Origin of the sequence: Streptomyces sp. BBFR25, from assembly GCF_044590125.1 — a bacterium.
In the GTDB taxonomy this organism is placed as follows: Bacteria; Actinomycetota; Actinomycetes; order Streptomycetales; family Streptomycetaceae; genus Streptomyces; species Streptomyces canus_D.
The window spans coordinates 8,655,259-8,681,691 of record NZ_CP172447.1; the positions used below are offsets into that span (position 1 = coordinate 8,655,259).

Annotated in this window: 24 protein-coding genes; 11 read left to right on the top strand and 13 right to left on the bottom strand. The window is 71.1% G+C overall.

Annotation, left to right across the window (positions count from 1 at the left end):
* The first annotated feature begins 277 nt into the window (after window positions 1-277).
* Entirely contained in the window at window positions 278-1,483 is a 1,206-nt protein-coding gene (locus ACGH52_RS38915) for a YbfB/YjiJ family MFS transporter (RefSeq protein WP_121702473.1), read from the top strand.
* Window positions 1,484-2,002: 519 nt separating this feature from the next.
* Entirely contained in the window at window positions 2,003-2,857 is an 855-nt protein-coding gene (locus tag ACGH52_RS38920; RefSeq protein WP_399946464.1) for an arylamine N-acetyltransferase, read from the top strand.
* A gap of 199 nt (window positions 2,858-3,056) precedes the next feature.
* On the opposite strand, the gene ACGH52_RS38925 is transcribed toward ACGH52_RS38920, so the two are convergent.
* Window positions 3,057-4,514: a dihydrolipoyl dehydrogenase family protein gene (locus ACGH52_RS38925; RefSeq protein WP_399946467.1), complete on the bottom strand. Its 1,458-nt coding sequence runs from the start codon at window positions 4,512-4,514 to the stop codon at window positions 3,057-3,059.
* Between the two features lie 91 nt (window positions 4,515-4,605).
* On the bottom strand, window positions 4,606-5,049 hold the full coding sequence (locus ACGH52_RS38930; RefSeq protein WP_210976690.1) for a VOC family protein: 444 nt from the start codon (window positions 5,047-5,049) through the stop codon (window positions 4,606-4,608).
* Window positions 5,050-5,346: 297 nt separating this feature from the next.
* On the opposite strand from ACGH52_RS38930, the gene ACGH52_RS38935 reads away from it, so the two are divergent.
* The 8 genes from ACGH52_RS38935 to ACGH52_RS38970 all read left to right on the top strand — a co-directional run bounded on the left by ACGH52_RS38935 (window position 5,347) and on the right by ACGH52_RS38970 (window position 15,960).
* Entirely contained in the window at window positions 5,347-6,042 is a 696-nt protein-coding gene (locus tag ACGH52_RS38935; RefSeq protein ID WP_121704737.1) for a type 1 glutamine amidotransferase domain-containing protein, read from the top strand.
* 130 nt (window positions 6,043-6,172) lie between these two features.
* Complete coding sequence (locus ACGH52_RS38940; protein ID WP_121704738.1) at window positions 6,173-6,718, top strand: YbhB/YbcL family Raf kinase inhibitor-like protein; 546 nt, start codon at window positions 6,173-6,175, stop codon at window positions 6,716-6,718.
* A 716-nt stretch (window positions 6,719-7,434) separates the two neighbouring features.
* Window positions 7,435-8,175 carry a hypothetical protein gene (locus tag ACGH52_RS38945; RefSeq protein ID WP_121704739.1) on the top strand — a complete coding sequence of 247 codons (741 nt, stop codon included), beginning with the start codon at window positions 7,435-7,437 and terminating at the stop codon, window positions 8,173-8,175.
* A 5-nt stretch (window positions 8,176-8,180) separates the two neighbouring features.
* Window positions 8,181-8,873 (top strand): DedA family protein, encoded by a 693-nt coding sequence (locus ACGH52_RS38950; protein ID WP_399946473.1) that lies wholly within the window; start codon window positions 8,181-8,183, stop codon window positions 8,871-8,873.
* Window positions 8,874-8,875: 2 nt separating this feature from the next.
* A complete protein-coding gene (locus ACGH52_RS38955) occupies window positions 8,876-10,975 on the top strand; it encodes a PEP/pyruvate-binding domain-containing protein (RefSeq protein WP_121704741.1) in 2,100 nt (699 codons plus the stop codon).
* Window positions 10,972-11,865 carry a hypothetical protein gene (locus tag ACGH52_RS38960; protein WP_399946476.1) on the top strand — a complete coding sequence of 298 codons (894 nt, stop codon included), beginning with the start codon at window positions 10,972-10,974 and terminating at the stop codon, window positions 11,863-11,865. Before ACGH52_RS38955 ends, ACGH52_RS38960 begins: the two co-directional genes overlap by 4 nt.
* 416 nt (window positions 11,866-12,281) lie before the next feature.
* Window positions 12,282-14,477: a SpoIIE family protein phosphatase gene (locus ACGH52_RS38965; protein ID WP_238697032.1), complete on the top strand. Its 2,196-nt coding sequence runs from the start codon at window positions 12,282-12,284 to the stop codon at window positions 14,475-14,477.
* 130 nt (window positions 14,478-14,607) lie between these two features.
* The gene (locus ACGH52_RS38970) at window positions 14,608-15,960 is read left to right on the top strand and encodes an NAD(P)/FAD-dependent oxidoreductase (protein WP_121704743.1); all 1,353 of its coding nucleotides are present in this window, start codon (window positions 14,608-14,610) and stop codon (window positions 15,958-15,960) included.
* A gap of 68 nt (window positions 15,961-16,028) precedes the next feature.
* On the opposite strand, the gene ACGH52_RS38975 is transcribed toward ACGH52_RS38970, so the two are convergent.
* From ACGH52_RS38975 to ACGH52_RS39025, 11 genes are all read right to left on the bottom strand, one after another.
* A complete protein-coding gene (locus tag ACGH52_RS38975; RefSeq protein ID WP_210976687.1) occupies window positions 16,029-16,541 on the bottom strand; it encodes a cupin domain-containing protein in 513 nt (170 codons plus the stop codon).
* A 149-nt stretch (window positions 16,542-16,690) separates the two neighbouring features.
* A complete protein-coding gene (locus ACGH52_RS38980; RefSeq protein WP_121704744.1) occupies window positions 16,691-17,491 on the bottom strand; it encodes an enoyl-CoA hydratase/isomerase family protein in 801 nt (266 codons plus the stop codon).
* A 26-nt stretch (window positions 17,492-17,517) separates the two neighbouring features.
* Complete coding sequence (locus ACGH52_RS38985; protein WP_399946481.1) at window positions 17,518-18,105, bottom strand: TetR/AcrR family transcriptional regulator; 588 nt, start codon at window positions 18,103-18,105, stop codon at window positions 17,518-17,520.
* 52 nt (window positions 18,106-18,157) lie between these two features.
* Complete coding sequence (locus ACGH52_RS38990; RefSeq protein WP_399946484.1) at window positions 18,158-19,501, bottom strand: MFS transporter; 1,344 nt, start codon at window positions 19,499-19,501, stop codon at window positions 18,158-18,160.
* Between the two features lie 145 nt (window positions 19,502-19,646).
* On the bottom strand, window positions 19,647-20,258 hold the full coding sequence (locus ACGH52_RS38995) for an FMN reductase (protein ID WP_399946487.1): 612 nt from the start codon (window positions 20,256-20,258) through the stop codon (window positions 19,647-19,649).
* Window positions 20,255-21,355 carry a CE1758 family FMN-dependent luciferase-like monooxygenase gene (locus ACGH52_RS39000; RefSeq protein ID WP_121704748.1) on the bottom strand — a complete coding sequence of 367 codons (1,101 nt, stop codon included), beginning with the start codon at window positions 21,353-21,355 and terminating at the stop codon, window positions 20,255-20,257. The genes ACGH52_RS38995 and ACGH52_RS39000 overlap by 4 nt, the downstream gene beginning before the upstream one ends.
* A gap of 111 nt (window positions 21,356-21,466) precedes the next feature.
* A complete protein-coding gene (locus ACGH52_RS39005; RefSeq protein ID WP_210976686.1) occupies window positions 21,467-21,703 on the bottom strand; it encodes a hypothetical protein in 237 nt (78 codons plus the stop codon).
* Window positions 21,704-21,926: 223 nt separating this feature from the next.
* Entirely contained in the window at window positions 21,927-22,628 is a 702-nt protein-coding gene (gene wrbA, locus ACGH52_RS39010; RefSeq protein ID WP_399946491.1) for an NAD(P)H:quinone oxidoreductase, read from the bottom strand.
* A 104-nt stretch (window positions 22,629-22,732) separates the two neighbouring features.
* Entirely contained in the window at window positions 22,733-23,158 is a 426-nt protein-coding gene (locus tag ACGH52_RS39015) for a hypothetical protein (protein ID WP_399946494.1), read from the bottom strand.
* A gap of 55 nt (window positions 23,159-23,213) precedes the next feature.
* Window positions 23,214-24,791: a class I adenylate-forming enzyme family protein gene (locus tag ACGH52_RS39020; RefSeq protein ID WP_399946496.1), complete on the bottom strand. Its 1,578-nt coding sequence runs from the start codon at window positions 24,789-24,791 to the stop codon at window positions 23,214-23,216.
* Between the two features lie 370 nt (window positions 24,792-25,161).
* Complete coding sequence (locus ACGH52_RS39025; RefSeq protein ID WP_238697034.1) at window positions 25,162-25,710, bottom strand: ester cyclase; 549 nt, start codon at window positions 25,708-25,710, stop codon at window positions 25,162-25,164.
* Between the two features lie 95 nt (window positions 25,711-25,805).
* On the opposite strand from ACGH52_RS39025, the gene ACGH52_RS39030 reads away from it, so the two are divergent.
* Window positions 25,806-26,420 (top strand): TetR/AcrR family transcriptional regulator, encoded by a 615-nt coding sequence (locus tag ACGH52_RS39030; RefSeq protein WP_121704753.1) that lies wholly within the window; start codon window positions 25,806-25,808, stop codon window positions 26,418-26,420.
* The last annotated feature ends 13 nt before the right edge of the window (window positions 26,421-26,433 follow it).

Consider the following 26,433-nt stretch of genomic DNA (forward strand, 5'->3'; position numbering starts at 1 on the left):
AGTATACGACCGACCATCTACTTCATGGGGGAGGAACGGGCGGCAGGGACTGAAAGGCCAGGACTCCCAGCAGAGAGGAAAGCGGTCCTGGATTCCCTCACGGAGATCAGCGCAGCCTGTCTGCATGGGAAGCAGGCGGAATATCAGGACAGTGGCCGACGGTCCGGGCGGTGGTTCCGTCACCACGCCCTGGCCATCCGCGCGACGGGCTGCGGGAACCCCTCAGGGCTCACCGTGGAGGCACGTCCTCCAGGCCGCCGCCGCGCTCGCGGCGGGCATGGGCGTCGGCCGGTTCGTCTACACTCCCATCCTTCCGCTGATGCACGCGCAGGCCGGGCTGTCGGCCGGGGCTGGAGCGAACCTCGCGACCGCCAACTACGTGGGCTATCTGGTCGGCGCTCTGGCCGGCACCGTCGTGCCGCGGCTAGTGCGCTCCTCGGTCGTGCTCCGTGGTTCGCTGCTTGCCCTCGTGGCGTCCCTGGCCGGGATGGCGCTGACACAGAGCACCGTCGTCTGGTTGTTCCTGCGCCTGGGCGCGGGTGCCTTCAGTGCGATGATCTTCGTCATCGCCGCCAGCTCCCTGCTCAGTCATCTGCGTGAGCATCCGGCCCACTTGCCCGGCTGGGCCTTCGGCGGCGTCGGGGCCGGCATCGCGCTCTCCGGCCTGCTCGTCCTCGTACTGCGTACGGCCGGCACCTGGCGGAGCGCGTGGTGGGCCTCCGCGGCTCTGGCGGTGCTGCTCACACTGGTCGCCTGGGGCCTGCGTCCGGAGCCGGAGCCGGAGCCAGCCGTCCGGCAAGGACCGGCGGCCTCGGCCCGGCGGGCGGGCGGGCCGCAGACTCGCCGCTGGTTCAACGCGCTGTTCGCGTCCTACACGCTGGAGGGCATCGGCTACATCATCGCCGGCACGTTCCTGGTCGCGGCGATCAACCAGACCCTCCCCGGCTCGATCGGCAGCGGCGCGTGGGTGCTGGTGGGGCTGGCGGCCATCCCGTCCTCCGCGCTCTGGGCCGCTCTGGGACGCCGATGGTCCCGGCCGGACCTCCTGCTGGCCGCCCTGGTCGTGCAGGCGGCGGGTATCGCCCTACCCGCACTGGCCGGGGGAGTGGCGGCCGCGTTGATCTCGGCGGTGCTGTTCGGTGCCACCTTCATCGGGGTGAGCACGCTGGCGCTGGGGGCCGGTGCACACCTGCGTTTCCCTCGCGCCGTGGCTCTGCTGACCGCGGGGTACTCGGTGGGCCAGATCGTCGGTCCGCTGGTCGCTACTCCCCTTCTGCACCACGGCTACCACCAGGCCCTGCTCCTGGCAGCCGCCGTCGTTCTGGCTGCGGCTCTCGCCGCGTTCCTGCTGCGCCTCGGGTTCCCGCACACGATGTCGGAAACGATCACGGAGCGGGCCGGCGGTGATCGTCGCCCGACGCCGGGAGCCGGCGCGGCCGGGAGCAGCTCCTCGCGTGAGGCGGGGGCCTCCGCCGAGGCCTGAAGAACCCGCAGGGGGGTGCGCCCGCAGCATGCGGCGACTACGTCGTTGCCGCCGTATCCGACCTCGGCCGGAAAATATGCAGGAGTGTGAACCCCGCGGGTGGTGAGGTCCGTTGTCCCATTGACAGGGGCACTCTCGCCACCGTGGTCGGTGGGGTGGCGAGCAGAGGCCGCGCTCAGCCGCGCTCCGCCAGGCTCCTGTCCGCTCTCGCCTGCCTGTCGTGCCGGGGCGGGAGCTTGGGGAGAGGGGCCCGGCGCCAAGCGGCGCCGGACCCCTTCCACGCGAAGGCGGAGGGGCCGCGCTGCCCGGTGGGCGTCCGCACGGGCGGCGGCCCGCCCGGCTCCTGGGACGGGTTGCGAGGGCGAGCCGATGACGACTTCCAGGTGTGGCCGCAGCCTTGCCCGGACCCCCGAACCCCCGAGCCGTCGCGTCGGCCGTTTCGCGCGGACGGGACGACGCGCAGGCGCCCTCCGCGGCACGGCACTGCCGGACAGACCGAAGACGTAAGGACAAACCAGCATGACCGCAATGCCGATGGGGGCCAGGCCGGATCCCACCATGGAGGAGGGGGACGCAGCGGCGGACCTGTACATCGAGGAGGCCCGCGTCGCCGCCTATCTCGACCGCATTGGGGCCGCACACCCCGGCCGGCCGGACGCCGCCCATCTGCGTGAACTGCAGTTCGCGCACGTACGCACGGTCCCCTTCGAGAATCTCGGCATCCATGCGGGGGAGCAGATCGAACTCGACGCGCGTTCCCTCGTGGACAAGATCGCGAAGGGGCGCCGCGGCGGCATCTGCTATGAGTCGAACGGTGCCTTCGCGGCCTTGCTGGCCACGTTGGGGTACCGCGTCAGTCTGCTGTCCGCACGGGTCTTCGTGGGCGACGGTTTCTGCGCCCCCTTCGACCATCTCGTCCTGCGCGTCGACACCGACGGTTCCTGGCTGGTGGACGTGGGATTCGGGCGGCAGATCGAGTTTCCGTTGAACCTGGACGAGCGAGGCGAACAACCGGGCCACGACGGCGCATACCGGATCGCTGATGCACCAGAGGGGGACCTGGACGTCTACTGTGACGGCGAGTTGCAGTATCGCGTCGAGTCCCGCCCGCGGGCGCTGACCGACTTCGCGACGGCCTGCTGGTGGCACACCCATGCCCCGCAGGCCCACTTCACGCAGAACCTCGTGTGTTCGCTGCCGACGGACGCCGGCCGGGTCACCCTCAGCGGACAGCGGCTGATCATCACGGAGGGCGGGAAGAGATGGTCGACCGACCTCGCCGAGGACGCCGCTCTGGCGGCCTACCGCGACCACTTCGGCATCCTCCTCGACCGCTTGCCGCGAGTGCGAGCGCCGCGGTCGGCCCAGGACTGAGGCGGCCGCCCCTCCCCGGCCGGAGTACGACGCCGAACCGACCGGGCACCGTGGTAGCTACCGACATCCCGTCTGCCGATCTGACCGCCGGCCGATCGGGCCGGCCACCGGGCCGGTGGACGCCGTTCGCGACGTCGTACCGATGACCGTCCGGGGTGAGGGCCCGTCGGAGGCGAGCGCTCGGGCGGGCGGCCGCGGGCTACAACCGACGGCCACCACCGTCCCGGTATGCCTCCAGCAGCCGCAACCACACCTCGCCGATGGTGGGGAAGGCGGGCACTGCGTGCCATAGCCGGTCCAGGGGCACCTCTCCCGAGATGGCGATCGTCGCGGAATGGAGCAGTTCCGCCACACCGGGGCCGGCGAAGGTGACACCCACCACGGTCGCGCGGTCGGCGTCGACCAGCATGCGCGCCCGTCCCCGATAGCCCTCGGCGTACTGCTGAGCGCCGGCGAGAAGAGCGAGGTCGTAGTCCACCACGTCGACCCTGCGCCCCGTCCGTCGCGCCTCGTGCGTGGTGAGGCCGACCGAGGCCACCTCGGGGGTGGTGAAGACCACCTGCGGCACGGCTGCATGGTCGGCGGTCCCGGCATGCGTGCCCCAGTCGGTGCCGTCGAGCGGCTCTCCCTTGGCGCGGGCGCCGATGGCGGCACCGGCAATCCTGGCCTGGTACTTGCCCTGATGGGTCATCAAGGCCCGCCGATTGACGTCACCGACGGCGTAGAGCCAACCGCCGGGCACGTCGGTCACCCGGTAGGTGTCGTCCACCGCGAGCCATGTGCCCGAGGTGAGACCAACCGTTTCCAGACCCAGTTCGGCCGTCCGCGGAGCGCGACCGGTGGCGAACAGGATGTGGTCCGCGGCGAGTTCTCCGCCGTCGGCCAGGGTGATCCGGACGATCCCGTCGGCGCCGTCCGGGCGTGTCACGGACGTGACCTCGGTCCCTGTCCGGATGTCCGCACCGGCTTCGCGGAGCTCTGCCGCGACCAGTTCGCCGGCGAAGGGCTCCATCGTCCGCAGCAGACCTTCCCCCCGGACCAGGAGGGTCACCCGGGCGCCCAGTGCCTGCCATGCGGTGGCCAATTCGACAGCGACCACACCGCCGCCCACCACGGCGAGACGTCCGGGTACCCGGTCGGTGCTGGTGGCCTCGCGGTTGGTCCACGGGCGTACGGTGTCGATTCCCGGTATGTCGGGCAGCGCGGTACCCGTGCCGGTGCACACGGCCACGGCATGCCGCGCGGCCAGCCGGACGATCTGCCCGTCCGGAGTGCGGACCGACACCTGCCGGGGGCCGGTGAGCCTTGCGTGACCGCGGACGAGGTCGACGCCGACCGAGTCCAGCCAGTCGACCTGGTCCCCGTCCTTCCAGTGGCCGGCCATCCTGTCGCGGTGCGCAAGGACGGCGGCCACGTCCAGCGGTGCCCGTGCGGCCTGGCTCAGGCCGGGCACGCGGCGCGCGTCGGCGCGGGCCACCACCGGTCTCAGCAGTGCCTTGCTGGGCTCGCATGCCCAGAACGAACACTCGCCCCCGAGTAGCTCCCGCTCCACGATCACCGTGCTGAGTCCGGCGGCGCGGGTTCGGGCGGCCACGTTCTCCCCGACCGGGCCCGCACCGATGACCACCACGTCGTAGGCGCGAGGGGGCTCGTTCATCTCTGTTCCTGTCCACGAAGGGGCGCTTGGCTCCGTACGGAGGGGCCGAGGTGCCCGGCCCCGGCTTGCAGTCCGCTGTTCGGACGTGTCTCTACCGTCCAGGGAGCCGGGTGGTGACTTCCTGCAGGGCCCATCCGTTGCCGTCGGGGTCGGTGAAGGTGGCGAAGGAGCCGTAGCTGGCGCGTTCGGGGGCGAGGCCGCTGACGCGTCCTTCCTCGGTGCCGCGGTGGAAGACCCCGCCTGCGTCGTGGAAGATCTCGCTCATGTCGATGCCGCGGTCGACGAGTTCGGCGTGGGCTGCCTCGATGTCGGAGACGATGAGGTGCAGGCCCTGCTGTGAGCCGGGTGCGGCGGTGGTGACTCCGGTGCCGAAGAGGATGGAGCACTGGGAGCCGGGGGGCGTCAGGTGCACTACGCGGTAGCTGTCGTCGGCGACGTAGTCGACGTCCAGGCGGAAGCCGGCCTTCTCGTAGAAGGCCTTGGCCCGGTCGACGTCGGAGACGGGCAGCACCACAACTTCGAGCTTCAGATCCATCTTCGCTTCCCTTTCGTGGACGGAGTCGAGAACCCCGTGCATCACCGGTTGAACAGGTGAGATCATCACAGTGGAATCGTCACCTGTCAAGACGGTGACGTTCCTGAGTGCGTGATGCCTCCCGGAGTGACGCCTGTGCGTGGATCCCGCCGAGGCAACGGCGCTGCGGGGTGCGGAAGGGGTGATGGCATCCACGATGTCCGGGATGCGCCCATTCGGAGTAGCGCCTACGGTGTTTATGACTCACATGCCTCAAGCCATCGCACGTGTTCATGAGGGACGGAGAGGCGCTTTCAAATGGCGAAGATACTTTTCGTAGTGTCCGGTGCGACGTACTGGGTGCTCAAGGACGGTACGCGGTACGCGACCGGCTATTGGGCCGAGGAATTCGCGCTCCCGTACAAGAAGGTCACCGAAGCGGGACATGAGGTTGTGGTCGCTACACCGAACGGTGTGACGCCCAACGTCGACATGATGAGCCTGCGTCCCTCGATGGCCGGGGGCGAGGAGGGGGCCCTCGAACTGGAGTCCATCATCCGGTCCGCCGAAGTCATGCGCCGCCCGCTGAAACTGTCGGACGTCCGCCTGGAGGACTACGACGCGGTCTATCTGCCCGGCGGGCACGGCCCCATGTCGGACCTGTGGCTAGACGCCGACGCCGGACGGATCCTCACCGCGCAGCTCGCGTCGGGCAAGCCCCTCGCGATCGTGTGCCACGCTCCCGCTGCCCTGCTGTCCACGAGGATCCACGGGGAGTCGCCGTTCAGGGGGTACCGGGTCACGGGCTTCACGAACGACGAGGAAGAAGCCGTAGGGCTGGCGGCCAAGGCGATGTGGTTGCTGGAGACCGAACTCAAGGACAAGATCGGTGTCGACTTCAGCCGGGGCGAGATGTGGGAGCCGTACATGGTTGAGGACCGCAACCTGATCACGGGGCAGAATCCGCACTCGGCCGCCATCCTGGCGGACCGGCTGCTGGAGATCCTCTCCTGAGACGAGGCTCTGCCCGCTTGGGTCGGCGAGGACGGACCGTCCTCGCCGACGCCGGGCGCGAGTCCCCTCCGCGCCGCGTCGCCCGGTCGGGTGAGGCGGAACGGAGGGCAGAGGCGGCACGGAGAAGCAGATGAGTCAGCTCCACGATCCCTACAGCGCGCTGCCCCCCGTTCCGGCCTTCAGGCTACGCAGTGCAGACATCGCCGACGGGGAGACCCTGGGTGTGGCCCAGACCAGCGCCATCTTCGGAGGCCCGGGTCGTGACCGCTCGCCGCACCTGGCGTGGGACGGACATCCGCCGGGCACGGCGAGCTTCGCCGTCACCTGCTTCGACCCGGACGCCTTGACGGTCAGTGGCTTCTGGCACTGGGTCCTGTACGACCTGCCCGCCTCTGTGACCGAGTTGCCCGCCGGGGCCGGAGACGCCTACGGGGACCTGACTCCCGCCGGCGCGCGGATGCTGGTGAACGATGCCGGCCGACGGAGCTATCTAGGAGCCGCTCCGCCTCCGGGAGAGGCCCCGCACCGCTACATGTTCGTGGTGCACGCCCTGGACGTTCCCACGCTTGAGGTGGCCTCGGACGCAACCCCGGCCTGGCTGGGGTTCCGTCTCGTCGCCCACGCCCTGGGGCGGGCCAGGCTCTCGCCGGTGTTCGGCCTCCCGGCCCCTTCCTGAAGCTCTTTCGCCCCTCGCGGCGAGGACCCGGTCGAGGTAGTGATGCGTCGGGTGAACTGCGACGACCGGCGAGAGACGCACGGGGACAAGGCCGAACGATCCGCGCTGCGGACGAGATGCCTTGCGGTCGCCACGCACCTTGGTGGGGCGCTGTGAAGGGCGGACGAGGCGCGAGGAGAACGGCACGGGCCGGCGCGACCGGGCGGCCGGGCCTCGCGCCGCCGGGCCGGGACGTCCCCTTCGGCCACCGTGGGTGAAGGGGGCCATGGGCCCGCCCGGCCGCAGGCGGGACGGCGGGAGGGCGTCGGCCCGCGACGGTGCGACGACCGCGCGACGGTGCACCTGGACAAGCGACGCCCCGTCGTACGGCTTCGGCGCGGCCGCGCCGTGGCTGCCTCGGCCATCGTTGTCCGCCGCGCTGTCCGTCGCGGCCCAGGAGCATGACTCGGGCAGCACTGTGCGGCGCTACCGTGCCCTGCGCCTGCGCCTGCGCCGGTCCGTGCCGGCCGGCAGCCCGCTGTCTGGAGCCGGGGCGGCGCCGACGTCCTCGATTTCACGGTCGGGAGGGCGGCACGCTCCCGACCGTTGCGACGGTGCGGTTCCGGAGCGAGTGAGTGTGCCTTCTCGGAGCCTCCGTGGAGAGATCGCCATCACACTACTTGCTTGACGCATCAATTAACTATATGCTTGCTTCGTCAACTAAACGAGGGGGTGTCGTGAATAGCCACGCCATCAGGGCCCCGGGGGTCGCAGCCCGGGCGTCCGTTCGTCCGATCGGCAGCCACCCGGGCAGGACCGTCCGCGAGGGGCGTGTGCCCGGGGTGCTGCGCCGGCTGGCCACAGGGGCGGCCGCGGCCGCGATGCTCCACGCGGCCGTCCTCGGTGTTTCCTCCCGCGGCGAGCCCTACCCCGAACTCGCCTGGGTCGGCGCGACTCAGACGCTGACCTCCCTGTACGTGCTCGTCCCCTGGCCTCTCACCGCGCTGATCCTGCTCTGGCTGGCCCGTCGGCAGCCGGCGCTCTACGCCCGTGCGGCGCTCGCGCTGCTGCTGACCGGGGCGGCCGGGCTCGCCCACTGCTGCTGGACAGGTCTCGATGACCTCCCGGCGCACGAGGGGAGTCTCTTCCGCGACTACGTGGCGTTGCCAGGCGCCCTCACCGGCTGGTATCTGCTGACGGCACTCGCGATGGCGGCCGCGGTCTCCTCGACTCGGGTGCGCATCCTCGTCGGGACGGCAGGCACAGGTGCCGTGGCCATCTCCGTCCTGCCCTCCGCCGACCCCGTGACGGCCGCATCGTTCGCCGCAGCGGTACCCTTGCTGGCCTGGTTCCTCGCGAGCCGCCTCCCCGGGCAGCGAGCGCAGCGCCACCGGCCCGCCGACGCCTGGTTCCCCCGGCGGGAAGCGGTCCCCCTGCCACACCGTGCCCCGGCGCCCGCGCCGCGGCAGGCGGGCTGAGCGCCATGCACCTCGACTCCGTGATCGAGGCGGCCGGTTGGTGGACGTACGCCGTCGTGTTCCTCCTGACGGCCGCCGAGACCAGTGCCTTCGTCGGCCTGCTGGTCCCGGGGGAGAGCGCCGTGCTGCTGGCGGCCGCGGTCGCCGGTCATGGCGAACTGAACGCCCCCCTGCTCGCGGCTGCCGTGGTCACAGGTGCCGTCACCGGTGACAACCTCGGCTTCGCCCTGGGCCGTCGGTGCCGTCGACGACCGGGGAGCCGCTGGGCCCCCAGGATCCCGGGGCGCCACGGTGACGGACGGGCGAGAGCCTTCCTGGCGCACCACAGCGGTGCGGCGCTCTTCACCGGCAAGTTCATCGGCTTCGCCCGGACCTTCCTGCCCTACGCCGCCGGCTCGTCCGGTATGCCCTACCGGCGCTTCTTCCTCTACAGCACCGCCGCGTCGCTGGTCTGGGGCACCGGCACCGTGCTGGTCGGCTACTTCACCGGTTCGGCCGCGGTCGAGCTGCTGCACAGGGTCGGACTGATCGGTGTCCTCGTCCTGGTCGCCGCGACGGCCGCGATCTTCGGCGTCGCACGGATCCGGGCCCGCCGCCGACGGCGGCCCCGCGGGACCACCGTCGTGGCCTCCGGCGGACCGCGGCATCGGGCACCGCGGAAAGACGCGGTCGACTACACGTACGCACAGGAGAGATAACCATGCGATTCGAGGCTGCGGAGTGGGCCGTGGTGCCCCTGACAACCCCTTGGGCGACGGAGGCCGCCGTCACGGGCGCCAAGGCCGCCCACCTGGCCCGCGCCGCCGTGGCGGGGCTGCCCGTCCTGCCGGGTTTCGTACTCGTACCCGCCGCGCGCGTTCCCGACGCCCCCACCGGGGACGAGGAGGCGCTGCGCGGCGCCTGGCGGGTGCTGGCTGGTGACAAGGGCCGGGAGCCGCTCGTCGTCCGGTCCTCCTCCCTCTACGAGGACACCGAGCACTCCTCCATGGCGGGACGCTTCGACTCCGTGCTGGACGTACGGGGCTGGGACTCCTTCCTCTCCGCCGTCCGGACGGTGCTGGCCTCCGCCCGGCGGGTCAGGCCGCTGCGTCCGGCCGCACGGGACCTGCCGGCCGACGGCATGGCGGTGCTGGTGCAGCCGATGCTGAGGTCGGCCGTCGGCGGCGTGATGTTCGGCGCCGACCCCGTTGAGGGCCGCACCGACCGCATCCTGGTGAGCGCGGTGCGGGGCGGCCCCGACCAACTCGTCGACGGCAGCACCCAGGGGGTGCGCCAACAGCTCACCCGGTGGGCCCGGCCGGTGGGGGACGGCCCCGCCCGAGGAAGCGGCGGGCGCCTGCTCACGCGGCGCAAGCGACACCAGTTGGTCGGCCTGGCCAAGTCGGCCGAGCGCGTCTTCGGCGGCCCGCAGGACATGGAGTTCGGCTTCGACGGCGACGGGCGGCTGTGGCTGTTCCAGTCCCGCCCCATCACCGCCATGCCCCCGCGTCCCTCGCGCGGTGCCCGGTTGCTCGGCCCCGGCCCGGTCGCCGAGACGCTCCCCGGGGTGCTCCAGCCGCTCGAGGAGGACCTGTGGGTGACACCCATGTCCCACGGCCTGACTGTGGCGCTCGACATCGCCGGCGCCGCGCCGCGCCGCCGGCTGCGTCGCCTGCCGGTGGTGACCACCGTGCACGGCAGGGCCGTGGCCGATCTGCGTCTGCTGGGCACGGTGCCTCCCGCTCATCCCTTCCTCGACCGGGTCAACACCGCGAACGGGGCACGTCGGGCGGCGGCGGCCTGGCGAGTGGGACGGCTGCGCTCCGCGCTGCCGCTCCTGGCGGTCGATCTCATGGCGGACGTTGACCGCGCCCTGGCCGGCTTCCCACCGGCTGGTGACATGCTCAGCGGCCGCCTCCTCGACGCAGTCGCCTGGGGGCGGCAGGCCCTGTCCGCCCTGCACGCCCAGGAGTCCTTGGCCGGCGCGCTGCTCGGAGGCGGAGGCGGTACGACGGCCGCCGGGGAAGCATTGGCGGAACTGGCCGAGAGCCGCGGGCAGGGGCTGAGTCACGACGAGCTGGTCGCGCGGCACCCGGTCCTCCTGTCCCTGCTTCCTCCCGCACTCGCGGGCCGTGCGCCGCTCCCGGAGGTGGACGACGTCACCCACTTGCCCCGGGGCATCGACTCCCTGCCGGTACGGGAGGGCCTGCGGCTGCGCATCCGCTGGGTGCAGGAGATGCAGATCCGGATGCTGTCGGTGCTGGCCCACCGGCTGAGGGCCGGACACGGGGCGATCCCTCCGTCCCGCCTGGCCCTGCTGCACTGGGACGAACTGGTGCGCGCCACCCGTGGCGAAGGGCTCCCGGCCGATCTCGACGAGAGGGTCCCACGCCCGCAGAGCGGTGCCCTGCCCGCGGCGTTCCGGCTCGCCGACGGCGTTCCGGTCGCCCAGAAGCAGTCCCGTCCGGACGGGCCGGACCAGGCAGAGGGCGCGGGTGGCGGTTTCGGCGCGGGGACGGCCTGGCACGGGCAGGGCGAGCGCCCGGAGCGTCCGGTGCTGGTCGTCAGGTTCCTGGACCCGGCCCTGGCCCCCCTGTTGCCGGGCCTGGCCGGACTCGTGGCGCAGACGGGCAGCCCGCTCTCGCACCTCGCCGTCCTCGCGCGCGAACACCAGGTGCCCACCGCGGTGGGCGTCACCGAGGCGACTGAGCGCTTTCCGGCAGGCATGCCCCTGACCGTCGACGGCGCCACGGGAGCCGTGACAGCGGGCGAACTGCCTCCTTCCGCACCGACCGCCGCACGACAGGAGTCGGCCGCATGAAGGCCATGAAACTGGCCGGGTACGCCTTCGGCGGACTGTCCGGCCTCTACGCGGCCTATTACACGGTTCTGTACCTGACCCGATGGGAGTGGCAGCGGGCGCTGATCTCGGCCATGCTGTTCCTGATCATCGAGGTGCTCCTCGCCGCCGTCGTGCTGCTCACCCGGTTCGCGCGGCTGGAGAACCGGCTGGACGAGTCCGTCGCCCGCATGGAGGACGTCCGCGACCGTCTGGAGCAGACCAGGGCACCGGCCCGGGGACGCTTCACCTGGCTGGCGCCGGCCGCCCTGGACGACGTGGGCGGTTCTCAGCGCACGTTCGTCTTCGTGCCGGTGCTGATGGTGGCGGGCGCGGCCCTGTCCGGGCTGGCGACAGTCCTCCAGAAGATCGCCGGGGCCAGTGTGGGGCGCGGCGCCGAGCGGCGGCTGGCCGGGCGCCTGACGGCTCTGACCGCCCCGCCCGTCGGTACGGCGGAGTCCCTGGCGAGCCATCCCGCGGTGCCGCGAGTCCGTCCGGTGCGCCGGACGCTGTCGGTAGCGGCGGCCGTGGGGAGCCTGGTGCTCGTCCCGCTCCTGTGGTCCGCCCTGGCGGACGCCACCCAGACCCGGCCCGAGCCGCCTTCCCACGCGGCACGCACCACCGTGACCTTCCAGGTGCACACCCGCGGGAGCCAGGACACCGAAGAGGTGCGGCTCGCCGCGGACGACCTCTGGCAGACCTGTCGCCGTTCGACGGCGTCGTCCAACGAAGACGCCCGCCTGACGAGGGTGCATGACGGCGTGTACGTCGCGGTCATCCGTCCCGCCCTGCCCCCGCACGACCTGATGCGTCTGCGCGGGTGTCTTCAGGACGCCAACACCAACAGGACGAGCGCTGTCGTGCTGCGCTGAGCGGGACTCGCGGGCGCTGACCGTCTCCGGGAGGTGGCGCGAGCGGGAAACGAGCCATCCCTCGAGCCGGGTCCATAAGGTGTTTACTGGACATGTGCAGCCGTACCGCCGATGTCATTCTGTCGGCGCAACCGGTTCCGACAAGGTTTCGGGAGGAACCCATCCCGACCGGTGACGGCCCTTCCAACAGAACCCGGGCCGCGTGGCAGGGCCGGCGGCCGCGTCCCCGCCGGGGACGAACGGCAAGCGACGAGCCGGGCTCGCGCCCGTGCCCCCGCTCATCGAAGAATGGGCACCACCGTGAAGGCGGCAGGCCCATCGCCGAGCCGGCACCACGCTGCGCTGGAGGGAGCCCTCTCGTGGGGAGCAGAGGTACATCAGGACGAGAGTCGCACCGCGCCGGCGATCCCCGCACGGTGCACGGCTCGTCCCTCGCGGAGGCGCTGCACTGGAGTGCGCGTGAGGCGAGACGCGCGCTGGACGCCGTGGCGGCGGCCGTCTACCTGGTGGACGAGGAGCGCGGCGAACTCCGGCTGGCGCTGGCCGACGGGAGCGCACCCTCGTTCTTCACGTTCCCCGGGAGGATGGCGGCAGAGACGCCGTCGGCCACGGTGCGGGCGTGGGCCTCGGGAAGGGCGGCTGTCCTGATCGACCCGGATCCCCCGGGCCCGGACCAGGAACACATGCTCCCCTACCCGTACGCCGCTCTCTCCGCGCCCGTCACCATCGGCGACCGGCGGTTCGGTGCCCTCACCGTGCTGCGTGTGGAGACCAGCGGCCCCTTCCGACCCGCCGAAGAACGCACGCTCGAAGACGTCGGGCGTCGGCTGGCCGAAACCCTGGCGGGCCTGGAGGAGACGGGCGTCACGGTGGCCGCTGGTCTGATGCCGGTGCTCGTCCCCGCGGAGAAGGTGGTCGACACGAGCGTGCGCACCCCCGGCTGGGGAGTGCACGGCGTGCCGGGCTCCCCCGGAACGAGCATGATGTTCCCGCTGCGGCGCCTGGCGGAACTGCTCAACCGGGCAACGACGGTGGACGACGTCGTGGCGGCGGCCCAGTACTGCGTCATGTCGGCGCTGCGGGCCGAAGCGATGGTGCTGGTCTCGGAGCGCCAGGGCCGCCTCTGGGTGCTGGGGCGCAGCGGCAACTCCGCGAACATGGCCCGCAGACTCCACGGCACCGGAGCGGACCACCGGACACCGGCCGCAGCGGCCTTTCGCGGACGGCCGCTGTACATCACTCGGGAGCGCGCGTCGGAGCACGGCGACGCGGTCGCCGACGACAGCCGGAGCGAGGCATACCTGCCGCTCACCGGCGACGGGCAGTTCGTCGATCTGCCCTTCGCGGACCGGAGCCGGGTCGTGGCCGTGTGCGGTCTGGCGTTCGCCGGCACCCGACGGTTCCCGCCCGAGGAACGCGCGCTGCTGGGCATGATGGCAGGGCTGCTGGGCGCGGCGGTGGACCGCGTCGAGCTGGGTGCGGAACAGCGCGAGGCGGCCCGGCTCCTGCAACGTTTCCTGCTGCCGTCACAGTTGCCCGACCTGCCACGCCTGACCACCGCGGTGCGCTATCGACCCGCCGACGTGGCTTCGAAGGTGGGGGGTGACTGGTTCGACGTGTTCAAGGTCACCGACGACCGAGCGGTGCTCGTCATCGGTGACGTCGAGGGGCACGCGATGGAGAGCGCCGCCGTCATGGGGCAGGTGCGCACGGCGATGGCGTCCTACGCGATCGAGGGCCATCACCCCTCGGCGATGATCGACCGGACCGGAAGGGTGCTGACCGAGCTGGGCACCGCACTGACGGTGACCTGTTGCGTCGTGGCACTGGACACGGTGGACGGCCTCGCACAGGTGGCCCTGGCCGGACATCCCGCCCCCCTGGTACGGCGACCCGACGGGACCGTCGAAGCCCTCGACGCACCCGCCAATGTGCCCCTGGGAGTGCCCCTGGTCCATCCCTACGAGGGGCGGGAGCACGTTCTCGCACCCGGTTCGGTCCTGATGATGTACACCAACGGACTGGTCGCCTCGCGGTCGGCGAGCCCGGAGGCCTGCGCGCGGGGCATGCTCGACTCCGGCGGCGACACCGCCGCGTCCCACCTGGAGGACTGGGCGGACAGAATCGTCGCGGAGATCAGCACGCCGCAGCAGCGCCGTGACGACGCCGCTCTGCTGCTGGCCCGGTATGAGAGGGCCGGGGGCCATGAGGAACCGCGGGCGGCCGGACTGCACATCCAGCGGCGGGACCTGCGCGGGGTCAAGGCGGCCCGCACGTTCGTGCACGATCAGCTCGGGTCGTGGGGTCTCGGGGACATGGTCGACGTCGTGGAACTGGCCGCTTCCGAGATCGTCACCAACGCCCTCGTGCACGCGGGAAGCGACGTGGACCTCCGACTGCGTGTCTTCGGGGACCATCTGCGGCTGGAAGTCCGGGACTCCGACACGAACCCGCCCGTCCCCTCCTCGCTGTCGCCGGACGAGGAGGAGTCCCCCGAGGCGGAACACGGGCGCGGAATGCTGATCGTGGAGGCCGTCGCCGACGATTGGGCGAGTCATCCCAACGGTCAGGGCAAGACGGTGTCCGTGGATCTGGTCATCCCCCAGGACTGAGAGAAACGGGTCACCGGGGTGCGGTCGTCCCGGGTCCGGTCCGGTCCGGTCGGGGAGCGGCGAGCGAAGGTCCGCGAGATGCTGGTGAGCGCCAGTGTTCTGACCGACGACCGGGACCGGAGGCGGGAGCATGAGCCGTGACTACGACGTCATCGTGATCGGGGGAGGGTCACCCGGCGAGCACTGCGCGGGCGCTCTGGCCGAGGGTGGCCTGAGGGTGGCGCTGGTGGAACGCGAACTGGTCGGCGGGGAGTGCTCGTACTGGGCGTGCATCCCCTCCAAGACACTGTTGCGTCCGGGCGAAGCCGTCAACGGGGCCCGGGAGGCGGAAGCGACGGCCGAGGTCGACCCGGAACGGGCCCTGGCCTGGCGGGACTTCATGGTCTCCGACTACTCCGACGGTGGACAGGAGCGCTGGCTGGCCGCCAACGGCATCGACCTGCTGCGCGGAAGCGGACGCCTGGCCGGACCGGGCGCGGTGGAGGTGGGCGGTGCCCGCTACACCGCCGATCACGTAGTGGTGGCCACGGGGGCCTCCCCGTTCGTGCCGCCGATCGAAGGGCTGCGTGAGCTGGCGGGCATCTGGACCAACCGCGAGGCGACCGGCATGAAGACGGTTCCGCGGCGATTGCTCGTGCTCGGTGCCGGGCCCGTGGGAGTGGAGATGGCGCAGACCGTCCGCCGGCTGGGCGGAGAAGCGGTGATCACGGCGCCCGGTCCGCGCGTACTCCCCAGGGAGCCCGCACCGCTGGGCGAGGCGCTTGGCGAGGCCCTGCGGCGCGACGGCATCGAGCTGGTGCTCGGCCGTCGCGCCGTCGCCGCCCGCCGTGACGGCGACGATTACGTCCTGGTCCTCGACGACGGGCGGGAACTGCGCGGGGACAGGTTGCTCGTCGCCACTGGACGCCGTCCTCGCGTGGACGACATCGGTCTGGAGACGGTGGGGCTGAGCCCGGACGGCCGCGGCATCCCGGTCGACGAGCGGCTGCGCGCCGCCGAGGGGCTCTGGGTGGTCGGCGACGCGACCGGGCTGTGGATGCTGACCCATGTCGGCAAGTACCAGGGGGACGTCGTCGCGGCCAACATCCTCGGTGAAACCCGCACGGCCGACTACACGGCGGTGCCCCGAGTGGTCTTCACAGATCCGCAGGCGGCTTCCGTGGGTGCCACCGAGGCACCGTTCACGGCGACCGTGCCGATCGCCGAGGTGGCCCGGACCGCGACCTACACCCGTGCCTACGCCGAGGCCAACGGCTTCCTGACCCTGCTCAGCGACGGCCAGGTCGTCACCGGCGCCTACGCGCTCGGCCCCGAGGCGGGGGAGTGGCTGCAGCAGGCGACGCTCGCCGTCCGTGCCCGCATTCCGCTGAGTCTGCTGAGCGACACGATCCAGCCGTTCCCCACGTTCTCGGAGATCTACGTCGCCGCGCTCAAGGACCTGGGCCTGCGGATCGCACGGAGCGGGGCGACCGGCACGCCGTGACCTGTCGGCGGGCGACACGAAGCCCTGTCACGGCCTCCGTTCCCCGCGGCCCCGCCCGGCCGAGGGAGTCAGGGAAGCATGATGGTCCTGGACTTCCGGATCACCTGCTCGGCACGGGCGGTCATCTCGTCGTCGATGGGCGGAGGGGCCTCGCCGTTGTGGGCGGGCGTGCTGTGGTCCAGCATGAGCTGTTCCAGACCGGGCGGTGTATAGATGAACAGCAGCCGGGCAGCGTGTATGCGCTGGTTCTTGAATCCGTGGCGGATTCCCTTGGGTACGTAGATGAAGTCACCGGCGACGGCGGTGAACTCATGGTCGCCGTCGGTGAACTCCAGCTCGCCGTCGAGCACGTAGAAGGTTTCGTCCTCCTGCGTGTGCGCGTGCGGGACGGGACCGCCGCCGGCCGGGACGGTGGCCTCGATGAAGCCGATTTTCCCGTTGGTCTGCGCACCCGTGGCCTTGACCGTGTAGATGTCGTCCGCGGCCCAGACGGTCGGGCCCTGCCCGGACGGCACGTAGAGCGCGCCGCGCCTGTTCCGCTGCGGGTCGTTGGGCGCCACTTCGCCCAGCAGAAAGCTCATCAGGTCTCCGATGCGTGTGACGCCCGCCACCGCGTCCCGCAGGGACCGGGGAAGCGGTCGATGGGCAGCTGGCCCTACATATATTACTTGCTAGAGCAAGCATATATGTTGTGGGCCGCCCTCAGGCCGTCGCGACCCGCGTGGCGCGGTCACCGTTCGGCGATGTGGTGTCCCAGGCGGTACTCGATGTCGTTTCGCTGCTGCATGCCCCGCTGGAGCAACTGGCTGATCCGTGCGTGCGCCTCCGGCCAGGCCAGCGAGGCCCGGAAAGTGTCCTGGCCCGCCTTCAGGTCGGATTCGGAGGGCAGGGTGGAGCGGTTGATCAGGGCCTTCACCTCGGCCAGCGGCCGACGGTCGAAAGAGGCGATCCGTGTGGCGATGCGGTCCACATGGGCATCGAGTTCGGCGTCGGGCAGCGCCCGGTTGATCCAGCCGTACCGTTCGGCCGTCTCGGCGTCGAAGTCGTCGGCGCCCGCGATGATCTCCAGGGCGCGCCCCCGCCCCACCAGCAGCGGCAGGCGTTCCGGCGCACCACCTCCCGGGGTGATCCCGGCGCCGACCTCCGGCTGGCCCAGGACGGCCTTTTCCCTGCTGGCGAAGCGCATGTCACAGGCCAGGAGGAACTCGTTGCCCACCCCTCGCGCCCGGCCCCGGACCGAAGCGATCGTGATCACACGGGACCGGGCCATGCGGGCCGCGACGTCCAGCCAAGCGGGCCCCGTGTAGGGCTGCTCCGGGGGCAGCAGGTCGAAGTGTGCGAGGAAGAAGTCCGGGTCGGCGCTGTCGAAGACCACGACCTTCAGGTCGTGGTCTGCCTCCATCCGGTCCACGAGGTCGCCGAGCGCCGCGAAGGTCTCGAAGGTCACCAGGTTGACGGGAGGGGAGTCGAAAGTCACGCGCCAGTACGACGCAGACCGCTGCACCACTCTGAAGGGGGATATATCGGTCATGCACCCACTTTAAGGGTGTTATGGTGCTAAGTCTCTCTCAGAGGCGCCGCACTGAGCAGGGCGGCCGCCGCGTCACGGGCGGTAGTGGCGGCGGACGGGTCGCGGTCCATGCGCGCGGCCTGCTCCGCTCCGTCGTAGAGCAGGCGCAGCTGGCGGGCCAGCTCCTCCGGCTCGGCATAACCGGAGGCGTCGGCCAGCTCGGTGAACAGACCGAGGATCCAGGCGCGGTACTTCTCGGCGGCGCGCCGCACCGAGCTGTTCTCGGGTGCCTCCGCGGTGGCCCGCACGAAGGCGCAGCCGTTGTACGCGGGATCGGTGAAAGCCTCGCCCTGGGCGTCGAAGACGCCGAGAAGCTGTTCACGCGGGGAGCGGAAGCGCCTCAGGGTCCGGGTGATCCGGTCACGGCTTCGCTCGTGCCGGGACTCCAGGTAGGCGCAGACGAGGCCCTCCTTGCTCCCGAAGGTGTTGTACAAGGACGCCTTGGCCACCCCGGCGTGCTCGATCACCCGGTCGATACCGACGATCTGCACGCCCTCGCCGTAGAAGAGCTCGTTGGCCGCCTGGAGCAGCCGCTCCCGCGCCGGTGTCCTGGTCCCGTTGCTGCCGCTCGCCATTTCGCCACCTCAGATCAGACAGGTCTGTTCAGTCTAGAGCTTCCTGCGGGGATCAGCGCTGCGCCGGCTCCGCCGCCGCGGGTGCCGTCAGGGCGGGCGTGTCGGCAGGCCGGACCACCGCCACCTGCTCCACGCGGCGACCGCTGCGCAGCAGCCCGGCCAGTGCCGCGAGGGCGAGCAGGACGACGGCCACGCCGTACTCGCGGGCGGTCGGCACCAGGCCGCCGCCGTGCACCACGAGGAACCCGCCGATCACGGCCGGAACCCCCAGGCCCACGTAGCAGATGACGTACAGCAGGGACAGCACTCCCGCGCGCTCGTGCGGCTCGACCAGCGGCACGACCAGCCTGATGCCGCCCTGGAAGCCGCCGCCGAAGCCGAAGCCCGAGACCGCCGCACCCACGAAGAACGCGGTCACGGCGAGGGTTCCCCCGCCCTGCGAGGCGACGGAGGCGAGGGTGATCAGCACGCCGGCCACCAGCGAGCCGATGCCGATGAACATGACCCTGCGCGTTGGCGTCCCACGCAGCAGCACCACGGCCAGCCCGGCGGCGGAGGCGAGCACGAAGAGCGGCAGCCCGCCCCAGACCACGGAGGAGGAGTGCACCAGGGTCCGGATGATGGCCGGCCCCAGCGCCGCGTACAGGCCGGTCAGCGCCCACACCGCGAACATCACCGGCGCGGCGATGGCGACCGCCGCCCGTGCCGGCTTCGGCAGCTTGAACTCGGGGGCCATGCTGGCCAGCGCTCCCCGCTCACGGGAGACCGTCTCGCGCATGGCGAGCACGGCGAGAGCCTGCAGTACGAACACGCCCAGCAGTACCAGGTAGACCAGCCGGGTCGGGGCCGGCAGGTACTGGACGAGGATCCCCGAGACCATCGCGCCGCCCGCGGTGCCCAGCGTCGGCGCGAGGGAGTTCAGGAACCCGCCCCTGCGGGCGTCGACGTCGAGCATGCCGGCACCGAGCGCACCGACCGCGGCGCCGGTGCTGATGCCTTGGAGGACGCGGGCGGCGAGCAGCGCGTCGACCCCGCCGGCCTCGACGAAGACCACCATCGCCAGGGCTTGGCCGAGAAGGGCGACGAGCAGGACCGGCCGTCGTCCCACATGGTCGGAGATCTTCCCGAAGACAAGGAGCGAGAGGAGCACGGCCACCGCGTACACGCCGAAGACGACGGTGATGGTGATGGGGGAGAAGCCCCAGTGCTGCTGGTAGATCGCGTAGAGCGGTGTCGGCGCGCTCGACGCGGCCAGCAGCGAGACGAGGATCGAGGCCAGTACGCCGAGGGAGGCGGTGGGGCCGAGCCGCCCGCGGCGCGGGGCCGCGTGTGCGGCGGACCGCTTCCGGGACGGGCCCGGCGAGACGGCCCGAGGTGTGGGGAGCGCGGAACTCATGCGGTCACTTCCAGTCGGCACGGATGGACCACTCATATTAGACAGACCTGTCTAGTATGAGGCCGTTCCGGACCGTGAGACATGTCGCAGAGGGACTCCGCGTCCGTCGGGAATACGGCGGCTCCGGCTCACCCGTGCGGGCTCCTCAACGGCCCTCCAGCAGCCGCTCGAACGGCACGGAAGCTCCGTAGGGGTCCGGGGCTGTCGGTGGGTCACGGCGCACCACCTCACGGGCCAGTTCCTCCGCGGCCCGCTCGACGCGCCGTACGAGCGGCTCGCCGGCGTCACCGCCACCCCACTCCTCCGTGGCGGCGAACACCGCGGTGGGCAGGGTCACGGCACGCAGGTAGGCGAACATCGGCCGAAGGGCGTGCTCCAGGACGAGGGAGTGCCGTCCCGTGCCGCCCGTGGCCGCGATGAGCACCGGCTTGCCCACCAGGGCGGTGTCGTCGAGGCAGTCGAAGAACATCTTGAACAGTCCGCTGTACGACGCGGTGAAGGTCGGTGTGACAGCGATCACTCCGTCCGCCTTTGCGATGGTTTCGAAAGCGTGCCGGAGTTCCTCCGACGGGTAGCCAGTGGTCAGGTGGCTGACCAGGTCGCGCGCGAGGTCGCGGACCTCCACGACCTCCACCTCGACCTGTTCTCCCTGTTCGTCGAGGAGACGTCGCGTGGAGTCGGCGAGCCGGTCGGCCAGCATCCGTGTGGACGAGGGCAGCCGCAGGCCCGCCGAGACGACAGCGAGGGTGCGTTTCACCGCCGGCCCTCCCCGGAAGCCGTCCGCGCCCGGGCCGCGGCACTGAGCGAGGCGTGCGTGGGGGCGTCAGGGACGTGCGCCGGACGGTCCTGTGCGAACTCCCTGCGGAGCACGGCTGCCACCTCGCCCAGCATCTCGATCTGTTCGAGCACGGTCTTGTGCGGGACGCCGATGCCGTCCACGACGAACAGCTGACGCTGATAGTCACCGGCCGCGTGCTCCCGGTACCTCAGCACCCGCTCGATCACTTCCTGCGGGCTGCCCGCGATCACCGCGGTCTGCTCCATGGTCTCCTCGAGGGACGGGCCGCCGCCGTACAGGGAGTGGTCGAAGTATGGGCGGAACTCGCGCACGGCGTCCTGGGAGTTCGGCCGGATGTAGAGGTGCGCCGCCAGGCCGACGATGCCCTGGTCGGCCCTGCCGTGTCCATAGTGCTCGAAGCGGCTGCGGTAGAGCTCGACCAGGCGCCGGACGTGTTCCTTGGGCCAGAAGAGGTTGTTGTGGAAGAAGCCGTCGCCGTAGTAGGCGGCCTGCTCGGCGATCTCCGGGCTGCGGATGGAGGCGTGCCAGACGAACGGCGGGACGCCGTCCAGCGGGCGGGGCGTGGACGTGAAGCCCTGGAGCGGTGTCCGGAACCTGCCCTCCCAGTCGACGACGTCCTCACGCCACAGCCGGCGCAGCAGGGCATAGTTCTCCACGGCCAGCGCGATGCCGTCGCGGATGTCCTTGCCGAACCAGGGGTAGACCGGTCCGGTGTTGCCGCGGCCCATCATCAGGTCCGCACGGCCGTCGGCGAGGTGCTGGAGCGTCGCGTAGTCCTCGGCGATCTTCACCGGGTCGTTGGTGGTGATCAGCGTCGTCGAGGTGGAGAGCAGGATCCGCTCGGTGCGGGCCGCGATGTGACCGAGCAGCGTGGTGGGCGAGGACGGTACGAAGGGCGGGTTGTGGTGCTCGCCCATGGCGAAGACGTCCAGACCGACGTCCTCGGCCAGTTGTGCGTACTCCACCACGGCCTTGATGCGGGCGTGTTCCGTGGGGGTCCGTCCCGAGACCGGGTCACGGGCCAGATCTCCCACACCGAAGATACCTATTTGCATTATCAATTTCCTGTCAGGCGTTTCGATCGTTTCGGGGTCCGCCCCCTGCCCGGCATGTGGCATCGGTGGAGAGGGACTGCTCGGCACGCGAATCCGGAGCCCCGTTCCGGGCTAGCCGTCCAGCCGACCGCCGATGCCGGGGTCGTCGGAAGCGGTGACCGGTCCCGGTGCCATGACGCACGTGCTCCTGCGATGGCGTCCGTGACCGACGGTCTCGCTTCCGGCGGTCCACACGTCCCCCTCGGCGCGACGGCCGCGGTGCCGCCCGGTGCCTGCGGTCTCGAGAGCACCCAGGGGCCGGTCGGTCCGGGAGTGCTGGGGCTGGATGTCGGTCAGGGTGGTGGGCACGTGCTTTCCCTTCGGGCGGGGGCTGGGTTCTTGGCGCGGAGCACGTCGGTGCGGTGAGGCGGAACCATTAATTGCTGTGCGAAGCAAATATAGCAAGTTCATGGCCCGGTGCATACCTGGGCAAGGTGTCGCGCGCCACACGTGCACGGGGGACCGCACCGGTCCTGCGGCAAGCGAAACGGCCTGCCGATCCATCGGCAGGCCGTTTCCCGGGGGTGCACCGTCACTTGCGGCGGCGCTGCCACCAGCGCCGGGGGCTCTCCGCCTCGGCGCGCGGCTCGGCGTCGGGTGCGGCTTCTGTGCGCGGCTCGGCCTCGGCCGCCGCTTTCAGCTTCGCGGCCATCGCGACGACGCGCTCGGCCTGGATGCGGGCGGCCGTGCGAGTCGTGTCGCCGACCGGGTTGGTGCCCTGGCCGTCCGCGTGGGAGGTGCCGTAGGGGTTGCCGTCGGCGAACTTGGCCGGGTCCGTGAAGCCGGGGCTGACGACGATGCCGCCGAAGTGGTGGACCGAGTTGTACAGGGCGAGCAGGGTCGACTCGTGCCCGGCGTGAGCCGTGGCGGTGGAGACGAAACCGCTGTAGACCTTGTCAGCGAGCTTGCCCTCGGCCCAGAGGCCGCCGAGGGTGTCGATGAACTGCTTCAGCTGCGAGGAGACGTTGCCGAAGCGGGTGGGGGTGCCGAAGATGACGGCGTCCGCCCAGTCGACGTCCGCCGGGGTGGCCTCGGGGACGTCCGCGGTGGCGGTCTGGTTGGCGGCCCACGCGGGATTGGAATCGATGGCGGCCTGGGGGGCCAGCTCGCCCGCCCTGACCAGGCGGACCTCGGCACCCGCCTTGACGCCGGCGTCATGCAGCTCCCTGGCGATCGTCGCGATGGTTCCGGTGGAGGAGTAGTAGACGATGGCGAGCTTCACGGGGGTGGTCATGAGCGGCGGTCTCCGTTCGCTGTGGTTCGGGGGAGGCGACCGGACTGGATTCAAGACGACCGGTCGCCTACAAAGTAGACGACCGGTCGAGAAAGGTCAAAGGGCTATGACTCGCAAGGACCGTCTTCCGGGGTGCTCTCTCCGGAAGGACCGGCTCTGCTCACGCTCCTGGGGAGCGGCCCGCGGGACCGGTGGACGGGTCTGCGTCTCGCGACCAGCCGCCCGTCGGCCGCGACGCCTCCCGCGGGCATCAGTGGCCCGGCGACGGCCACCGAGGCCCGGGCCTCCTGGGGCGAGCCACGTGTGGCGCGCAGCGGGACGTTCTTGATGAACAGCATGACCAGGAAGGCGGCCAGGGCGATCGGCGCGCAGTACGTGAAGGTTCTTGCGGCCGTCACCTGGTCCCGTGGGGCGAGCTGACCGATCGTTTCCCCGGCATGGTGACCGATCCGGACGGTCGGCACCGAGCCGAGCACCGAGACTCCCACCGCGCCACCGAGAGACCTGAAGAAGGTCACGGTGGAGGACACGGCCCCCAGGCCGGACGGCGCCACCTGGTCGGGCAGGCGGCGCCGGCGGTGAAGCTCACGCGGGTTCCTGGTGGACGGTCGCCTTCCCCGGCGTTTTGGCGGGCACCGAACCCTGGCCGGGTTCCGCGCTCGCGGCAAGCCGACGTTTGAGCACCTTCCCGGACGGATTGCGGGGCAGCTCCGAGACGAAGACGTACTCGGCGGGCAGTTTGTAGTCGGCCAGGGCCGCCGCCGCATGGGCGTGCAGCGACTCCACTGAAGGGGCGTGGCCGGGCCGGGGCACGATCACCGCGCGCACTCGCTCGTCCAGTACCGGATCGGGCACACCGACGATCGCCACGTCGGCGACCCCTGGGTGGCCGGCCAAGACGCCCTCGACCTCGATGCTGTAGATGTTCTCACCGCCGCGGATGATCATGTCCTTGAGCCGGTCGAGGACCCGGACGAAGCCGTCCGTGTCGACGCTGCCGATGTCGCCCGTGTGCAGCCAGCCGTCAACGAAGGCGGAGGCGGTGGCCTGGGGGTTGTTCCAGTAACCGGCGGTCACCACGGGCCCGCGCACGCACAGCTCCCCGACGGTGTCCCGCAGGTCCCGAGGAGACGCACCGTCGACGGAGACGGCCACGTCGAGCCCGGCGACTGGTCGGCCCACGGTTGCGGGACGGGCGAGATACTCGTCCCCGTCGGTGTAGGTCACGATGGAGGTGCCCTCGGTCATGCCCCACACGTTGCCGAGTCGAAGGCCGGGCAGGCGTCTGGCAACCTCGGCGGGAAAGCCCTCCGGAACCGGCGACCCGCCCATGACGAACAAGCGCAGAGCGGACAGGTCGCGGGCGGCATCCTGAGCCCTGAGCAGGATCAGCCTGAGCATGGCCGCCACACCGGCGAAGAAGGTGATCTGTTCGCGCACCATCACCTCGACCGCGGTCTCCGCTTCGAACTCCGGCACCATGACGCAGCAGGCGCCGCCGGTGAAGAATCCCACGAACTGCGAGACCACGCCGGTCGCGTGGAACATCGGGGCGGCGATCAGCGTCCGCTCGCCCGGCCCCGCACCGAGGCGTTCACGGACGGTGCGGGCGTTGGCGAGGAGATTCGCGTGGGTGTGCATCGAGCCCTTGGGCCGGCCCGTCGTACCCGACGTGTAGAGCAGGTGCGCCACGTCCCCGGGGACGCGGTGGCAGCCGGGCAGAGTGCGCGGATCGACTTCCGCGCGGGGGGCCTCCGGTTCGGCGACGAGCTCGTGGACCGGGATGCGGCGCGCGGTGTGGCGGGGCGGGACCCGGGCGCCCATGGGGCCGTCCGCTGCGTCAGTGAGGATCACCACCGCGCCGCTGTCGCCCAGGACATGGTCGAGTTCCTGCCCGGTGAGCCGGGTGTTCACCAGGACGGCGATGGCGCCCGCCAGCTGCACGCCGATGTAACCGACCGCGTACTGCCAGCAGTTGGGGAGCAGGATGGCGACGCGGTCCCCCGGTGCGACGCCGCGGTCGCGCAACCGGTGGGCCACGGTGACGGCCCGCTGCAGAACTTCTGCGTGCGTCAGCCGGATCGGCCCGTCCACCAGGGCTTCGCGCGACCCGTGCCGGGCCGCGACCTCGATGAACATCTGGGGGAGGGTCTCCGCGCGCATCGCAGCTCCGTAACGTCGGGAACACCGGTGCACGGTGCCCTCGCATGGGTGACCGCTGCAGGAGCCGAGACCGTAACCCTGACACCCGCAACCGGTGGGAAGTACACGGATCCGAGCACCGCTTCGGAGACACCCTACATGTGTACCAGCCTCACACGTATCACGCTCCAGATGGCCGAGGGTTCCGAGCCGACCCGCGGTGCACCCCAGGAAGCGCAGGTCGGCCTCCAGGTGGAACACAGATGAGGTTTGACTGCATGACATACGTGTTCATGTCGCCGAGTTGCCCCTTGCGCCCTCGCGAACGAGGGCGCAAGGGGTTGCCCGGTCGCTGTCGCGGCCTGGTCGAGTCGCTCGGAAGGAGAGCCCGTTACGCCTTGGCGGCCGCTTCGGCTGCTCGCGCCGTCACCTGCTGCGCGGCGCGCTTGGCCCGACCGGTCAGCCGCCACAGGACCATGCGCAGCATTCCGGCCGGTTCCGGCGGGAACACGCCCAACTGCCCGAGCATCGTGATGTCGTCCCGGACCGCTTCGTGCGAGACCACCTTGCCGTCGCGAAGACCGAGCACATGGATCTGCTCAAAGTCGATCTCCCGCCCGGTGGGAGGAACGGCCTGGTCGAGCACGCCGTCACGGAAACGGACGAAGGCTCCCGTCTGGCGACCCTGCATGCGCAGTCGCACCCAGACGTGGTTCTCCTCATGAATGATCCCAGTGACGGCGAAGCGCAAGTCGCTGAAGGCGGAGCGCATCCATGCGCCCGACGCAAGCACGCCGGCCGGCCCCGGGAGGGAGCAGGCCCGTGGCGAAACGGAAGACTCACGGTTGCGGAAGTTCGGGTGCACGACGTCCGCGGCCAGCGCCCGATCGCCCGTCTCGAGGATGCGGAAGAGGCCGCGTCCCAGCTGCAGTGCGTCCATTCCCATGAATCAAGCCCTTCGTCGGCGACGCGCTCGGCGCGTCCCACATTGAGGTAGTAGCATACCTAATGAATCGGTGATGCTAGCATCCGAACATGTCGCCCAAGCGCCCATACGTGTCTCCACTGCGTGAACGGAGTGCCGCCCGCACCCGTGAGTTGATCCTCGGCCGAGCGACGGCACTGTTCGCCGAACGCGGCTACGGGCGTGTGGCTGTAGCCGACATCGCGGCCGCCGCCGGTGTGGCGCCGAAGACGGTGTTCGCCAGTGTCGGGAGCAAGAGCGACATCCTGAACCGGATCGTCGACCAAGGTGTGGCCGCGTCAGGGTACCGGCAGGCCACCGAGGAGATGCTCGGCATGCGTACGCCGGAGACGGTCGTAGCAGCGCTGGCCCGGGGGACGCGAGCAGGCAACGAGAGTCAGCACGCCGTGCACGAAGCGATCCGCAAAGCACTCCCGGTCCACGAGGACGGCGAGGCCCTCTGGGAGCGAGCCATGGCCGCGTACCGCGACGCACTGCGGGCCGTCGCCGGTCACCTGCACTCACTCGATCCGTCGCCCTCCTGCCCGGTGGAGGAGACGGCCGACCTCCTCTGGTACTGGTTCGGGCCCCTGAGCTGGCACACCCTGGTGGTGGAGAGCGGCTGGACGTGGGAACGCGCTGAGCACGTCCTGAAGAGGACCGCCGTGCTCGCCCTGTTCGGCTGAAGCCACCCCTGCG

What these genes read in the sequence shown, in the direction of transcription:
- ACGH52_RS38915 (WP_121702473.1), top strand. Translation starts at nt 278, where the DNA reads ATGGGCGTCGGCCGGTTCGTCTACACTCCCATCCTTCCGCTGATGCAC.
- ACGH52_RS38920 (WP_399946464.1), top strand. Translation starts at nt 2,003, where the DNA reads ATGACCGCAATGCCGATGGGGGCCAGGCCGGATCCCACCATGGAGGAG.
- ACGH52_RS38925 (WP_399946467.1), bottom strand. Translation starts at nt 4,514, where the DNA reads ATGAACGAGCCCCCTCGCGCCTACGACGTGGTGGTCATCGGTGCGGGC.
- ACGH52_RS38930 (WP_210976690.1), bottom strand. Translation starts at nt 5,049, where the DNA reads ATGGATCTGAAGCTCGAAGTTGTGGTGCTGCCCGTCTCCGACGTCGAC.
- ACGH52_RS38935 (WP_121704737.1), top strand. Translation starts at nt 5,347, where the DNA reads ATGGCGAAGATACTTTTCGTAGTGTCCGGTGCGACGTACTGGGTGCTC.
- ACGH52_RS38940 (WP_121704738.1), top strand. Translation starts at nt 6,173, where the DNA reads ATGAGTCAGCTCCACGATCCCTACAGCGCGCTGCCCCCCGTTCCGGCC.
- ACGH52_RS38950 (WP_399946473.1), top strand. Translation starts at nt 8,181, where the DNA reads ATGCACCTCGACTCCGTGATCGAGGCGGCCGGTTGGTGGACGTACGCC.
- ACGH52_RS38955 (WP_121704741.1), top strand. Translation starts at nt 8,876, where the DNA reads ATGCGATTCGAGGCTGCGGAGTGGGCCGTGGTGCCCCTGACAACCCCT.
- ACGH52_RS38960 (WP_399946476.1), top strand. Translation starts at nt 10,972, where the DNA reads ATGAAGGCCATGAAACTGGCCGGGTACGCCTTCGGCGGACTGTCCGGC.
- ACGH52_RS38970 (WP_121704743.1), top strand. Translation starts at nt 14,608, where the DNA reads ATGAGCCGTGACTACGACGTCATCGTGATCGGGGGAGGGTCACCCGGC.
- ACGH52_RS38975 (WP_210976687.1), bottom strand. Translation starts at nt 16,541, where the DNA reads ATGAGCTTTCTGCTGGGCGAAGTGGCGCCCAACGACCCGCAGCGGAAC.
- ACGH52_RS38980 (WP_121704744.1), bottom strand. Translation starts at nt 17,491, where the DNA reads ATGACCGATATATCCCCCTTCAGAGTGGTGCAGCGGTCTGCGTCGTAC.
- ACGH52_RS38985 (WP_399946481.1), bottom strand. Translation starts at nt 18,105, where the DNA reads ATGGCGAGCGGCAGCAACGGGACCAGGACACCGGCGCGGGAGCGGCTG.
- ACGH52_RS38990 (WP_399946484.1), bottom strand. Translation starts at nt 19,501, where the DNA reads ATGAGTTCCGCGCTCCCCACACCTCGGGCCGTCTCGCCGGGCCCGTCC.
- ACGH52_RS39000 (WP_121704748.1), bottom strand. Translation starts at nt 21,355, where the DNA reads ATGCAAATAGGTATCTTCGGTGTGGGAGATCTGGCCCGTGACCCGGTC.
- wrbA (WP_399946491.1), bottom strand. Translation starts at nt 22,628, where the DNA reads ATGACCACCCCCGTGAAGCTCGCCATCGTCTACTACTCCTCCACCGGA.
- ACGH52_RS39020 (WP_399946496.1), bottom strand. Translation starts at nt 24,791, where the DNA reads ATGCGCGCGGAGACCCTCCCCCAGATGTTCATCGAGGTCGCGGCCCGG.
- ACGH52_RS39025 (WP_238697034.1), bottom strand. Translation starts at nt 25,710, where the DNA reads ATGGACGCACTGCAGCTGGGACGCGGCCTCTTCCGCATCCTCGAGACG.
- ACGH52_RS39030 (WP_121704753.1), top strand. Translation starts at nt 25,806, where the DNA reads ATGTCGCCCAAGCGCCCATACGTGTCTCCACTGCGTGAACGGAGTGCC.